This is a genomic window from Chryseobacterium sp. A321, assembly GCF_054489265.1.
The window spans coordinates 2,191,141-2,204,182 of record NZ_JBTMWZ010000001.1 but is presented as its reverse complement, the minus strand read 5'-3'; the positions used below and the strand labels follow the sequence as shown (position 1 = coordinate 2,204,182).

10 protein-coding genes are annotated in these 13,042 nt (G+C 41.9%); 2 read left to right on the top strand and 8 right to left on the bottom strand.

The window, feature by feature from the left end; translation table 11 throughout:
• Nucleotides 1–4 precede the first annotated feature (4 nt).
• From ACX3PZ_RS10255 to ACX3PZ_RS10220, 8 genes are all read right to left on the bottom strand, one after another.
• Nucleotides 5–853, bottom strand: a complete 849-nt coding sequence (locus tag ACX3PZ_RS10255; protein WP_459084338.1) for a prephenate dehydrogenase — start codon at nucleotides 851–853, stop codon at nucleotides 5–7.
• Between the two features lie 3 nt (nucleotides 854–856).
• Nucleotides 857–1,225, bottom strand: coding sequence for a hypothetical protein (locus ACX3PZ_RS10250; protein ID WP_459084337.1), 369 nt, complete (start codon nucleotides 1,223–1,225; stop codon nucleotides 857–859).
• A 54-nt stretch (nucleotides 1,226–1,279) separates the two neighbouring features.
• The gene (locus tag ACX3PZ_RS10245; protein WP_459112718.1) at nucleotides 1,280–2,470 is read right to left on the bottom strand and encodes an alanine dehydrogenase; all 1,191 of its coding nucleotides are present in this window, start codon (nucleotides 2,468–2,470) and stop codon (nucleotides 1,280–1,282) included.
• A 68-nt stretch (nucleotides 2,471–2,538) separates the two neighbouring features.
• On the bottom strand, nucleotides 2,539–2,952 hold the full coding sequence (gene tsaE / locus ACX3PZ_RS10240) for a tRNA (adenosine(37)-N6)-threonylcarbamoyltransferase complex ATPase subunit type 1 TsaE (protein WP_459084407.1): 414 nt from the start codon (nucleotides 2,950–2,952) through the stop codon (nucleotides 2,539–2,541).
• Between the two features lie 20 nt (nucleotides 2,953–2,972).
• The gene (locus ACX3PZ_RS10235) at nucleotides 2,973–3,971 is read right to left on the bottom strand and encodes an isoaspartyl peptidase/L-asparaginase family protein (protein WP_459084335.1); all 999 of its coding nucleotides are present in this window, start codon (nucleotides 3,969–3,971) and stop codon (nucleotides 2,973–2,975) included.
• Nucleotides 3,972–4,102: 131 nt separating this feature from the next.
• Nucleotides 4,103–4,774, bottom strand: coding sequence for a DedA family protein (locus ACX3PZ_RS10230; protein ID WP_459084334.1), 672 nt, complete (start codon nucleotides 4,772–4,774; stop codon nucleotides 4,103–4,105).
• Nucleotides 4,775–4,913: 139 nt separating this feature from the next.
• A complete protein-coding gene (gene prfB, locus ACX3PZ_RS10225) occupies nucleotides 4,914–6,029 on the bottom strand; it encodes a peptide chain release factor 2 (RefSeq protein WP_459112717.1) in 1,116 nt (371 codons plus the stop codon).
• Between the two features lie 170 nt (nucleotides 6,030–6,199).
• Nucleotides 6,200–7,573 (bottom strand): AAA family ATPase, encoded by a 1,374-nt coding sequence (locus tag ACX3PZ_RS10220; RefSeq protein ID WP_459084332.1) that lies wholly within the window; start codon nucleotides 7,571–7,573, stop codon nucleotides 6,200–6,202.
• 187 nt (nucleotides 7,574–7,760) lie between these two features.
• On the opposite strand from ACX3PZ_RS10220, the gene alaS reads away from it, so the two are divergent.
• Nucleotides 7,761–10,418 carry an alanine--tRNA ligase gene (gene alaS, locus ACX3PZ_RS10215; RefSeq protein ID WP_459084331.1) on the top strand — a complete coding sequence of 886 codons (2,658 nt, stop codon included), beginning with the start codon at nucleotides 7,761–7,763 and terminating at the stop codon, nucleotides 10,416–10,418.
• Nucleotides 10,419–10,548: 130 nt separating this feature from the next.
• Nucleotides 10,549–12,963 (top strand): DUF5686 family protein, encoded by a 2,415-nt coding sequence (locus ACX3PZ_RS10210; protein ID WP_459112716.1) that lies wholly within the window; start codon nucleotides 10,549–10,551, stop codon nucleotides 12,961–12,963.
• Nucleotides 12,964–13,042 lie beyond the last annotated feature (79 nt).

The following is a 13,042-nucleotide window of genomic DNA, read 5'->3' as shown; positions in this document are numbered from 1 at the left end:
AGAGTTACTTTTCTTCTAGAATCGGTCGAATACGATTTGCGTTCAAAATGAGTTCCTCTAAAAGTTCGTAGTTTTCTTTTTCAAGTGCACTTTTAAATTTTCGAAGTTGCGAGATATGCTCATTCAATACATCGAGTACGTTTTCCTTATTTTGTTTGAAGATAGGAACCCACATATCTGGGTGTGATTTTGCGAGTCGAACGGTGGAGGAAAATCCAGAACTGGCCAATTGAAAAATGGTGTCCTCTTCTCTTTCTTTTTCCAAGACGGTATTCGCAAGTGCGTAAGATGTAATATGGGATATGTGTGAGATGTAAGCTGTGTGCAAATCATGGTCCCTTGCACTCATATGCAAAATATTCATTCCTAGACTGCGAACTAGGGATTCTACTGTATCTAGCGCATCTTTATCGGATTTTTCGGGATCACAAATAACACCGGCTTTTGACTCAAAGCTGTCCAATTGTGCCGATTCCGGTCCGCTGTTCTCTGTTCCCCACATAGGGTGAAAAGCAACGAAGCGACCTCGCATCTGATGGGCTTCCACAGCCTCAGCAATGCCTTGTTTGGTAGAACCCACATCCATCACGACGCTCGAGCGAGAGATTCGATCGAGGATACTTGGGAGTATTTTTTGAGTGACATCCACAGGGACAGCCAGTACGACCAGATCGGTGTTCTGGGGCAAAGTATCTGGCGAGGAGATCTCATCAATAATTCCAAGCTTTAAAGCGGTTTGCAAGTGCGTGGAATCCAAATCAATTCCATAGACTTTTTGCGCCAGGCCTTGTTCTTTTAACCGGAGCATTAAGGAGCCTCCTATGAGTCCCGTTCCAAATAAAGCAATAGTCATGAGTTATAGCCCATTAAGGGATTTAAAATTGGCTTTTTCATCGCATTTTTCGAAGGCAATTTCATAGCGTGGATTCTTTTTTGGGTACTGAATAACGTACTGAGGACAAGGCTTTTTTTGCGCATCACTGCGCGTGAAATCGACTTCCCCTTTCGTGATTATACTGTCTTTAAGGAATTCAGGTGTGACGCCTTGATCCTTCATCTGCTGAGTAAATGTAGGGTCGTAAAAAAAATCTTTACTTAAGGTTTCTGCAACCACCCGACTGTTGGGTAAATACCCCGTACACGTGGCTCCTTTTTTATTAAGTATGAAAAATACCAGGATAATTCCGGGAATTAGACCGATCAGATAAAATTTTAGTTTTCGCATGAGTTTATGTGGCATGTGGACGCAAAAGAAGTCCTGCTTGCTCTTGTTTTCTTATTAAAAAATGAGGAGATTAATGTCGTGGTAGGTAAGAGCAAATCGATCGCATACCGATTTGTTTGTGTGTCGTCCTTTGTACATGTAGAGGGACTCTTTCATCTGGGCCTGATGCATTAGCATGTTGTCAAATCCTCCTTCTTGGTCGTAATTTAAAATATAGGACAAAAAGAAATTAGAAATTGCCTTTGTGGTTGTTCTAGGAATACGGGAAGTTAGGTTAGGAAGTCCACAGTGAATAACATCGTGGCGGATAAAAAAAGGATCCTCCATGGTGGTGAGTTCGGAGGTTTCCGAGACCTTCCCATGATCGATCGTTATGTCGATTAGGACACTTCCTTTTTTCATTTTCAGTACCATTTCCTCAGTGATCACAGGGGTTTCATTTAAAGACGGCAATGCTCCAATCACCACGTCGGCACGTCGCAGGCTTTTAGAAAGCTCTTTTGGATCAATAATGGAAGTAGGAACTCGACCGTCGACAAGCGTATGGAGTCGGCGCAATTTGGATAAGGAGTTGTCAAATACCTTTACGCTTGCCCCTAGTCCTATGGCGGCTTTCGTAGCAAACTCGCCTACAATTCCAGCGCCAATTACGAGGACTTCCGTAGGACGAACTCCCGTGATTCCCCCAAGCATAAGACCGTTGGAAAGTGCCAAAAGTTCGGATGCGTAGAGAATTGAAGTGGTTCCTGCAATTTCTCCGATGAGCCTTACGAGTGCAAGTTGATGGTAATCGTCTGTGATGAATTCAAAACCAATAGCATTGATTTTTTGTTCGGCTAGTTTTAGAAAGTATTCTTTGTCTCGTAGATTGATTTGCAAAGCCGAAATAAGGTGAGTCCCTGTTTTTATGTAATCAATCTCTTCAAGAGTAGGAGGATTGATTTTCATAATGAGCTCTTGACCAAATGCTTCCTTGGGATCGGTCGTGATTCTAGCCCCTGCCTCTGCATATTGAATGTCTGAAAAGAACGAACCGTTCCCGGCCCCTTGTTCCACAATGATTTGATGACCGTGGTCGGTTAAGACTTGAACAGCGTCCGGCGTAAGGCAAGTCCTTCGCTCATTTAAACAAGTTTCTTTGGGAAGTCCAATTGTGAATTTTTTTCCTTTTTTAAACACTTCAAGTTTTTCCTCTTTGGGTAAGAGGTCCTTTTCCGTGAATGGAGTAAAAATCGTACCGCTCATAGGTGGTTTTGTATTAATAGTAATTCAGTCGCAAAGATACAAATATCCTAAACTTATAGAGGTAAGGACTACTGAAAGTAAACCTTTCGTTTCTCAAGAGAATTTTCAATGCGGAGTTCGTGGTAACCCTCACTTTTCAGTTCCTCTTCAAATACCTCGGGCCATTCCACGATACAAAGGGTATTGGGCTGCTCAAGATAGTCTTCAATTCCAATGTCATACACTTCTTCTTTCGATTGAAGGCGGTACAAATCAAAATGATATATTTTTAGTTTTGAACCTTGGTAGGTGTTTACGAGGGCGTAGGTAGGGGAGCTAACCGAATCGGGGCTGCCGAGCTGGCGAACAAGTTCCTTCGTAAAGGTTGTTTTTCCGGCTCCCAGATTGCCTTTTAAAAGCAAAACGGGCTGCTTCTCGATTTGAGGAAGGAGTTCTTTTACGACTTCAGGCCACTGCTCTAGAGAGGTAAGTTCAAATTGCAAAGGAGTCATGGAATTCAGGTTTAACGGTAAATTTGAACTTCGATTTTTCCTTCGCTCGTAACTGTACCTCGGTACATTCCCGCTGTATTGAACGGCATAGCGACATTTCCATTTTTGTCGAGGGCGATGAGTCCTCCGTCACCCCCTAAAGCCTCAATTTCTGCAATAACTTCAGAGCCTGCGGTTTGGATGTCTTTGTTTTGGTATTGCATTTTTGCGGCAAGGGTTCTTGCGGCTGTGGTGCGAATGAAGTATTCTCCCCATCCGGTACCTGAGATTCCGACCCACTCGTTTGCATAGGTGCCTGCACCAATCAAAGGAGAGTCACCGACACGGTTCCATTTCTTACCGGTCATTCCTCCTGTAGAGGTTCCAGCGGCAAGGTTTCCTTCTTTGTCTAATGCAACCGCGCCAACCGTTCCGAATTTATAATCCACATCTAAAAAGCTAGGTTGGGTTCGAGAAGTAGTCGATTTTTCATTTTCGGTTTTTTTAAGAAACTTTTGCAAAGATTGGAAGCGGTCTTCCGTATAAAAATAGTCAGGGGAGACGATTTCTAATTTTTGTTCGTGTGCAAATACTTCTGCACCTTTTCCTACTAACAAAACATGGGGTGAATTGCGCATAACGGCAATGGCCGCTTTGATAGGGTTCTTAATTGTGGTTACGCCCGCAACGGCTCCGGCGTCTAGGTTTTTGCTGTACATGATTGCTGCATCCATTTCATTCTTCCCTTCCGCGGTGAAGACGGCCCCTTTTCCGGCATTAAAAAGGGGTGAATTTTCAAGGATTTCAATGGCGGCCTCTACGGCCTGCACGGCGCTTTCGCCTTTTTCAATTTGAAGATATCCGGCCTTTAGAGCCTCAGAGAGTTTGGCTTTGTAAGCCACTTCCTTTTCGGGCGTCATGTTTTGTTTGGTGATGGTTCCTGCGCCCCCGTGTAGAACGAGAACATATTTCTCTTGAGAGAACAGAAGGGAAAAGAGACATAGAAAGGGTAAAAGGAAATAATTCTTCATTGAAAGTAGTTTTAATCAATCAAAGATAGAAATTAATCATTCAAGAAAGGGAGGTGTGACTAGGAAATTTCGAAGCAGACACGTATTTCAAGCTTTGCAACGAAAGAAACCAGGGTGTGATAGATTATTCCCTAGGAGCGGTCGCTTGCTTTTCCAAAAAGAATTTTTAAAATGACTGGGATCGTAGTGAACACGACAAGAAGAAGAACGATGAGTCCCAAGTGTTCTTTTAAGTCAATTCCAAATTCATGTATAAATAACTGGTCAAGGTAATGACCTGCAAAAACGAGGATAAACGACCAAAGGACTCCTCCAATAATATTGTCAAGAAGAAATCTTTTTTTGTCCATTTTTACGATACCGGCTACGATGGGAACGAACGTCCGTACGATAGGAAGGAATCGAGCGAGAATAATCGCGACGCTTCCGTGCTTTTCGAAAAAATCGTGCGCTTGAAATAGGTATTTCTTTTTGAAAAAGAAGCTATCTTCTCTTTTGTAGAGTGCAGGGCCGGTTTTACGACCAAACCAATATCCAACCTCGTTTCCAACGATGGCAGAGAGGGCAATGCAAAAAGCTAGGATGGTGGTGTCCAGAAATCCACTTTGGGTACTTCCAAACGTGGTTTGTATGATTTCGACCGAGTAAATTCCAGAAATGAAAAGTAGACTATCGCCTGGAAGGAAAAAGCCTACAAAAAGGCCTGTTTCCGCAAAGATTATAAATATGATAAGCCAAAATCCTCCAATCTTAATGTAAAACTCTGGATTCAGTAAATCCTTCCAACTTTCGAAATGCTCCATTCATATTATCTCTAGCTACAAAAATAATTGAAAAAAAACCGAATGAGAAATTATTATGATTATTTAACAGAGTCCAATGTGAAATTTTTTCTGGCTCTACTTTTTTTGCGGGAGGGAGACTGGGTTTTCGCCTTACGGTTTAAAGTCCTAACTCGTTGTCGTCCTGATGGCCGCTTCCATCGGCCATTAAGAAGGCTTTTAAGAAGGGCGTTAAATCTCCATTCATCACGCCGTCGACATCAGAGGTTTCGTGACTACTTCGTACGTCCTTAACGAGTTTGTAAGGATGCATGACATAATTCCGAATTTGACTTCCCCATTCTATTTTCATCTTTCCGGCTTCAATTTCATTTCTGGCCCGCATTCGTTCTTCGAGTTCCATTTCGTAGAGTCTCGATTTTAGAAGTTGCATGGCTTTCTCCTTGTTTTGAAGTTGAGAACGGCTTTCTGAATTTTCAATAATGATTCCGGTAGGTGCGTGACGAAGTCTCACAGCTGTTTCCACTTTGTTTACGTTTTGTCCCCCAGCACCTGAGGAGCGCATCGTTTCGAAAGAAATATCAGCAGGATTGATTTGGATGTCAATGGTGTCATCTACCAGAGGATAGACATAAACCGAGACAAAACTTGTATGGCGCTTTGCATTCGAATCAAAGGGTGAGATACGAACCAGCCTGTGTACTCCGTTCTCGCCTTTTAAGTATCCAAAGGCGTAATCCCCCTCGATTTCTAAGGTCACGGTCTTCACTCCTGCCACATCGCCTTCTTGAAAGTTGAGTTCTCGAACTTTGTAACCCTGGTTCTGTGCCCACATTAGATACATTCGCATAAGCATAGAGGCCCAATCGCAACTTTCGGTTCCGCCGGCTCCAGCCGTGATTTGAAGTACGCACGAGAGTTCATCCCCTTCTTGCGAAAGCATATTTTTAAATTCAAGATCTTCTACCTTCTCCACTAGCAAAGGGAATTGCAATTGCAATTCGGCTTCGCTTTCGGGGTCTTCTTTTGCAAATTCAACGAGTACTTGTAAATCTTCAAACGTGCTTTGGATTTCATTATAGGCCTCAACCCATTTTTTCTTCGTTCGAAGTTGCTTTAGAAAAAGTTCAGCTTCTTTTGGTTCGTTCCAAAAATCAGGAGCCGTCATTTTTTCCTCTTCGTTTTGAATTTCAATTGATTTTTTCTCAATATGAAGAAATTGGTACAGAGACTCGATTCGGGATTGTATATCTTTTAATTGATCAGAACTTATCACACATTTGATTTTTGCAAAGATAGGATTTTGACATTTTAGAAAAGGGAAATATTATTTTACTCTAATGGGGCCCTCAAAAGGATTGGAACTCTGCAAGAGGCACCTAAAGGAACCTTCTCAATCCTTACAAGCAGGATTGGGCCAGAGTCTTATTATTTTTGAAAGTGGTCTTATTCCCCAAGGTTCATATCCTCAGTAGGATCGAGGGAGTCGTTATGAGCGAATCCAATCTGACGACGAGGGAGTTCTTGTACTTTATAAGAGTTTAATTCTATTTTAAGGGCTTCGATTCGACGCGAAAAGACATCGTAATCACTTGCGCTCACTTCGTAGATGAAATCCTGTACAGAGTTTAAGTATTCCTCTGTAAGTTTGCCTGTTGCTTCTGCTAGACTATGTTGAAGCAATTTCGCATCGATTTTGAAATGAGGAGTTTTGAGCTTTAAGTACTGGGTACGCAGACGTTTTTTAAAACTTTGTGTAAAATCAATCACCATCGTATTGCTGAAAAGTTTCATTTTTTCTGTCACAGGAGTCCAGAAGGGTTTCTGATCGGCTTTGTTGAACTTAAGGATTTGAAGAAGTAGAGCATCTTTCTCTAGGTTCATGGTGAGGTATCGCATAATCATTTGAGCGCGTTCGTCTCGGTTGGGCGGGAACACAGGGATCCGCACATCAAATCGTCCGGGTGCAAAGACCTCACTATCCATCCCAGAGAGTGTATCTGCTGCGACGACCATGAGTAGCTTTTCATTTACAAACTGATGAATCGAATGCAAAATGATGTCTTTTACTTCCTCAGTACTGGAATGTTGGTCGTGCTCGCTAGAGCGTTCCCTTGCGATGGAGTCAAAGTTTTCCATGAAAAGAAGTACCTTCGATTCCTTCATCATAGTGGTCAGAAAATCGGTGAAATCCGTCTTCTCGCCATTGATGAAAGAGGTTCCTAAATAGGCGTTTTTCACGGCTTTAAACTCATAGTCGATGATTTCTGCCATTTTTCGTGCCCAGAAAATCTTTCCACTCCCCTTAGGACCGTAGAGAATGATGCCGGCCGGTTTGTAAATCCCCCAATCTTTCGTTTGTTGGGGGTCAATGAAGGGGTGGAGCATTTCCGTAATGTGAAAATACAAATCGCGGTATCCTATGAAATCACGTTGAGCGAGGGGAGTTTTCTTTCCGAAGTAATCGTAGACAAACTTATAGTTTCCGCCTAATGCATGGTCAATGCCGTAGCTAGAGACTGAGGATTTATAAACGCCGTTTTCAAATAAATTGGGCTTTTGTTTTTTGATAATAGTTTCTACCTCCTCTACGGGTTGGTTAATCTGCTTTGCAATTTGTTTAGAGGTTTTTTCTTCCACTAAGTCTTTTTCATATCGAATCAAAAAGGCCTTGTTTTCCCTAGCAAATTTTAAAAAATCATCTTTCACTTCTAAATTGGGATAGAGGCATTCTTGCAAATCCAAATCGAAATCGTCAATAAATTGTTTGATGCTATAGGTAGAGACGCCAAGTTCAAGCGCTAAATCGGTAATTTTCATAGGCTAAATATAATTAATTTTTAAGACTAAAGCTTAAGGAAGGGGTCGTTTTTCGACCCTGCAAAAGAAAGCTCAAAAAATGTGCCCCCGAAACCTGCGCCTTAGCACAACATTTGTACAAATTCCTTAAATTTGCCAACTTGCAAGAATCATGTAGCGATTTTGCATACAAATAAATCAATTCGATATGACCTCACAAAAGATACGTGCACAATTTTTAGAGTTTTTTAAAAGCAAAGAACACCTAATTGTACCTTCGGCTCCTATTGTCTTAAAAGACGATCCTACACTTATGTTTTCCAATTCAGGAATGACTCAGTTTAAAGATTATTTTCTTGGATATAAATCCCCGAAAGCGCCGCGAATTGCAGATACGCAAAAGTGTTTGAGAGTTTCTGGGAAACACAATGATTTGGACGATGTCGGCCGCGATACGTACCACCACACGATGTTTGAGATGCTAGGAAATTGGTCTTTTGGCGATTACTTCAAAAAGCAGGCAATAGACTGGGCATGGGAACTACTAACGGAGGTTTATAAAATCCCGAAAGAGGATTTGTATGTAAGTGTGTTTCAAGGAGATTTAAAAGAAAATTTGGAGCGTGATCAAGAGGCATACGATTTGTGGTTAAATCACGTCTCAGCAGATCGAATCGTGGAAGGAAATAAAAAAGATAATTTCTGGGAAATGGGAGAGAGCGGCCCTTGCGGTCCTTGCTCCGAAATTCACGTGGATTTGCGAAGTGAGGAAGAAAAAGAACTTGTAAAAGGCTCAGAACTTGTAAACCAAGATCATCCACAAGTGGTTGAGATTTGGAATTTAGTCTTCATGGAATTCAACCGCAAAGCGGACGGGAGCCTAGAGAAGCTACCGAATCGACATGTAGATACGGGAATGGGATTTGAAAGGCTTTGTATGGCTCTTCAAAAGAAATCCTCCAATTACGATACCGATGTTTTTACTCCCCTAATTGAGAAAGTAGAATCTTTATCAGGAGAAACCTATACAGGGATTTTAGAGAACTCCAAAGACATTGCCATTCGCGTGGTGGTGGATCACATTCGTGCGGTTGCCTTTGCGATTGCAGATGGGCAGCTGCCTTCCAATACAGGAGCAGGGTATGTGATTCGACGCATTTTGCGACGCGCAATCTCTTATTCTTACCGATTCCTAGGCATGAACAGAGCCTTTTTGTATGAACTTGTTGAAGTATTAGATGGCCAAATGGGCGATTATTTCAAAGAGCTTCGCAAAGAGAAAAAACTAATCACAGAAGTAATCAAAGAAGAAGAGATTTCCTTTTTGAAAACCATTGAAACAGGGCTACTTCGTCTTGATCATACCATAAAAGAAACCATCGCCAACGGGGATACCACGCTTCCTGGAGACCGAGTGTTTGAACTTTACGATACCTATGGATTCCCTGTGGATCTCTCTCGAATCATTGCACAAGAACGTCATTTGTCAGTGGATGAAGAGGGGTTTGACGCGGAGATGCAAAAACAAAAGCAAAGAAGCAAAAAGGACTCTGCAGGTAAAGTCTATGACTGGGTCGTTTTAGAGGAAAAGAGTGAGAAATTTGTAGGATACGACGTGCTTGAGACCAAGTGTTCCATTACACGTTACCGCAAGGTTGAAAACAAAGACGGAGAGTTTTTCCAAATTGTTTTGGATCAATCGCCATTCTATCCCGAAGGAGGAGGGCAAGTAGGGGACCATGGAATTTTAATTCCAAGTTATGCAACGCACTTCGACCTTTCTGCACCCGAATTATACAACGTGGAGAACAACCCTGAGGTGCTTGAAGTATTAGATACCAAAAAAGAAAACAATTTAATTGTCTCTTTAATAAGCGAACTTCCAAAGGATGTCGGCGCAGTTTTCTATGCGCGAGTCGAGGGAGCAAGAAGAAAAAGTACCGAAGCAAATCACTCGGCAACGCATTTATTGCATGAAGCGCTTCGTGAAGTACTGGGTACGCACGTGGAACAAAAAGGTTCGTTCGTGGGTCCTGAGTATTTGCGATTTGATTTTTCGCATTTCTCGAAACTCACTGCAGAAGAATTGCAAGAAGTGGAAGAGAAAGTAAAGCGCAAAATTCAGAAAAACATTTCCCTAAAAGAATACCGAGAAATCCCTATGGCAGAAGCCGTGGAGAAAGGAGCTATGGCTCTGTTCGGGGAAAAATATGGCGATCAAGTTCGTATGATTCAGTTTGACAGTTCAAAAGAACTGTGTGGAGGAACCCATGTACGTTCCACCGGTGAAATTGGTCTTTTTAAAATTGTATCGGAAAGCTCAACCGCGGCTGGAATCAGAAGGATCGAGGCCATTTCTGGCCAGGCAGCCATGAACTATTATAAAGATTTAGAATCGACCCTTACTTCTTTAGGAGGTCTTTTAAAATCAAAAGATCTTCGCAAATCCATTGAAAAATTGCTGGAAGAAAACCAACAGCTAAAAGCGGAGTTAGAAATTAGTAAGAAAAGCCAAGCGGTCGCACAGACAGAAGAATGGAAGAATCAGTATGAAGCAAAAGAGGGAAGAAATACACTCGTGAAAAAAACCTCACTTGATGCCTCTAGCATAAAAGATTTAGTTTTTGAATTAAAGAAACAAGTGCCTCAGTCCTTGACGGTCATTATTTCTGATCATGGAAATAAACCCCTAATTACGGTCGGTGTTTCTTCTGATCTTGAGGATAAATTCAATGCAGGACAAATTGTGAAGGATCTCGCCAAAGAAATTCAAGGCGGCGGCGGTGGAAATGTAGGTTTTGCCACGGCAGGAGGTAAAAACCTTGAGGGCATTGAAAATGCATATCAAAAAGCCTTAAGCCTTTAACAAAAGACGAAATAGAAACCACATAAGAAGAAATTAGCATCGTTACGATGCTTTTTTCGTCTTTTTTTTCCATGGAGTGCTAGGCATGTTTAGAATTTGTTTAATTTCATTCCTCTCAAATACACAAACGATGAGTCGACTTCTCTTTTTCCTGGGTCTTTTGGTAAGTTCAGGGGCCTTTTCTCAATCTCAATTGCACTTTGCAAAGGATGCGAACGTAGATTTATCCCAAGTAATTCTTTGGTGTGAGGGAAAAAAACTAGACTCAAAGAAACTTAGTCATGGGCTTGAATTTCAAACTTCCTGTCCTGAAATTCGAGTGCAAGTCGAAGGGTACGAGGATCAAATTCTACAGGTAAAAAAGCAAATGCACGTTCAACTCTCTACGGACCCCGTAAAAGAAAGCAGGATTGAAAGTGTAGTCATTAAAGACCAAAGCGATTCCAAAGCAGTCGAACTTCTTGATAAAGTTCGTAAAAACTATCTGCAAAATTCCCCCTACAGTTTAGCGTCGTTTCTCTACCGGTCTTATGAGAAAGTATCTCTTGATTTAGACAAAGATTCGCTTAGTTTGTATCAAGAGGTACTTGATGCAAAGCGTGATACGATTTCCTTAGAAGCAGAACTTAAGGCAAAAGACAAAAAGAAGAAATCCCCTTGGAATGCGGAAGAAATGCAGCAGGTTGCAAGGGATAGCAAAGGCTTTTTGTGGGAGAGAGCCTTAGAGTACCGACATTCCAAGACACTAGGGGAGAAAACTCTCGTGCTAGACAATCGGATTTCAGGACTAAGTGAACCTTTGTACCGTCTTTTAGCGGTTCGAAGTGATCGCTCCACCATTCCCAAAGTAATTCAGAGTAAAAACAAGAATCTTTATCGGTTTTTTCTGACCGATACCCTCTTCTACGAAGGTCGTGAGACGTATGAGATTAGCTTTCGAGAAATTCGAAAAAGCAAAGTGACGAGCTCCCCAAAATACAATGGAAGGATCCTTATAGATTCACAGAGTTACGGGGTGAAACGTATAGAAAGAGAAAGCAGTTCAGGTTCAAAACGTACGCTAGAAAGTTCTTGGAAACTCCTTGGGGGCAAATGGTTCCTAGAGCGAGAAGATATTGAGATTAAAATTGGCGAGATCAATTTAGCGAAAGACTCTGTTTCGCTGCAAGAAGCACCTGGGTTTGGATATTATGCCCTACTGAACGTAGACTATTTTGATTGGCAGCCCAATGATCAGTTTGAAAAAGAAGATTTTAAGGGGTATGAGTTTGAAGTGAAAAACTCGGATGGAACCCATCTATCGGAGTATCGAACTCGGCCCTTAAGTTCACGAGAGACTCAAACCTACCTCAAGATCGACAGTTTAGGTCAAAAGCACAATTGGAATCAAGCAGCAGGATTTTTCTCAACCCTAACAAGTGGAAAGTTGCGCGTAGGAAAAGTAGATCTGCTCGCGGAGCATTTCGCTCGGTATTCGAAGTACGAGGGACTCCGCTTGGGTGTAGGAGCGAAACTAAACGAGCACTTTAGTCCGCATTGGTCTCCAGAGGTCTATGTGGGGTATGGATTTAGGGATCGAAAATGGAAATACGGATTGGCTCTCGATTATCTTCCCAGCCTTTCTCGCCATTCGAAGTTAAGAGCGGAGTACTATTCGGATGTAAAGGCCAGTGGGCTTTTCAATGAAGAGCTTTGGAGCTTCAAGATGCAACTGATGAATTCGGGCGTGAACATTAGCAACGAGAAGTATTTTTCAACCCAAGGGGGGAAGCTAAGTTGGGAATACGATTTACTACCTGATCTTACGATGAAAATAGGGGCCAAGAGAGAGCGTAACAAGGCACTTTTCCCCTACAATTTTAAATCCCTGGGAGATGAATTTGATGAGTTTAGTTTTCTAGCCACCTTAAAGTATGCACCGGGATCTAAATCGATGATGACGCCGGGTGGCAAATTTACGTACCATACCGATTTTCCAGAAATCTATTTGCACTATGAGCAGGGTCTTTCTCTACTCGGTGGAGAGACAGAATTCAAGAAAATTGAACTTCTCTTTACGCACCAATTTAAAAATCCATGGGGTGTGACGGGTACCCGAGCGTACATGGGGAAAGTCTTTGGAGATACGCCCATATGGAATCAGTTCCAGATGAATGGACTCTCGGGTGAGAAGCTAGCCACGAGTTTCACGCTCACTTCCTACCTTGGATTTGCCACGATGCCTGGAGGTCGATATTTTAACGATCGTTTTGTTGGATATTACTTAACCCATCGACTGCCTTGGTATTTTAAGAGCATAGGTCAGAATACCTCTAGTATTGATGTGCTTTACAAAGGAATTATTGGGGACATGAAATCTCCGCAAAACCATGACCTAGACTTCCATCCATTAAATAAACTTTACCAAGAAGTGGGTCTCGAATGGAACAATTTCTTGAGTTCTTATTTCAATTTAGGGTTCTTTTATCGAGTGGGTCATTACCAAACCCCAGGATTCAAAGGAAATTTCGCCGTTCAGTTAAAATTAAAATTATTAGGGTTTTAGAAGCAGAGTGCCCGATATTATAAACAAAGTAAAAGAGCCCTTTCCGCACAGGAAAAGGCTCTTTTACTTTATAGGGTAT

What these genes read in the sequence shown, in the direction of transcription:
- ACX3PZ_RS10210 (WP_459112716.1), top strand. Translation starts at nt 10,549, where the DNA reads ATGAGTCGACTTCTCTTTTTCCTGGGTCTTTTGGTAAGTTCAGGGGCC.
- ACX3PZ_RS10245 (WP_459112718.1), bottom strand. Translation starts at nt 2,470, where the DNA reads ATGAGCGGTACGATTTTTACTCCATTCACGGAAAAGGACCTCTTACCC.
- alaS (WP_459084331.1), top strand. Translation starts at nt 7,761, where the DNA reads ATGACCTCACAAAAGATACGTGCACAATTTTTAGAGTTTTTTAAAAGC.
- ACX3PZ_RS10255 (WP_459084338.1), bottom strand. Translation starts at nt 853, where the DNA reads ATGACTATTGCTTTATTTGGAACGGGACTCATAGGAGGCTCCTTAATG.
- ACX3PZ_RS10230 (WP_459084334.1), bottom strand. Translation starts at nt 4,774, where the DNA reads ATGGAGCATTTCGAAAGTTGGAAGGATTTACTGAATCCAGAGTTTTAC.
- ACX3PZ_RS10220 (WP_459084332.1), bottom strand. Translation starts at nt 7,573, where the DNA reads ATGAAAATTACCGATTTAGCGCTTGAACTTGGCGTCTCTACCTATAGC.
- ACX3PZ_RS10250 (WP_459084337.1), bottom strand. Translation starts at nt 1,225, where the DNA reads ATGCGAAAACTAAAATTTTATCTGATCGGTCTAATTCCCGGAATTATC.
- ACX3PZ_RS10235 (WP_459084335.1), bottom strand. Translation starts at nt 3,971, where the DNA reads ATGAAGAATTATTTCCTTTTACCCTTTCTATGTCTCTTTTCCCTTCTG.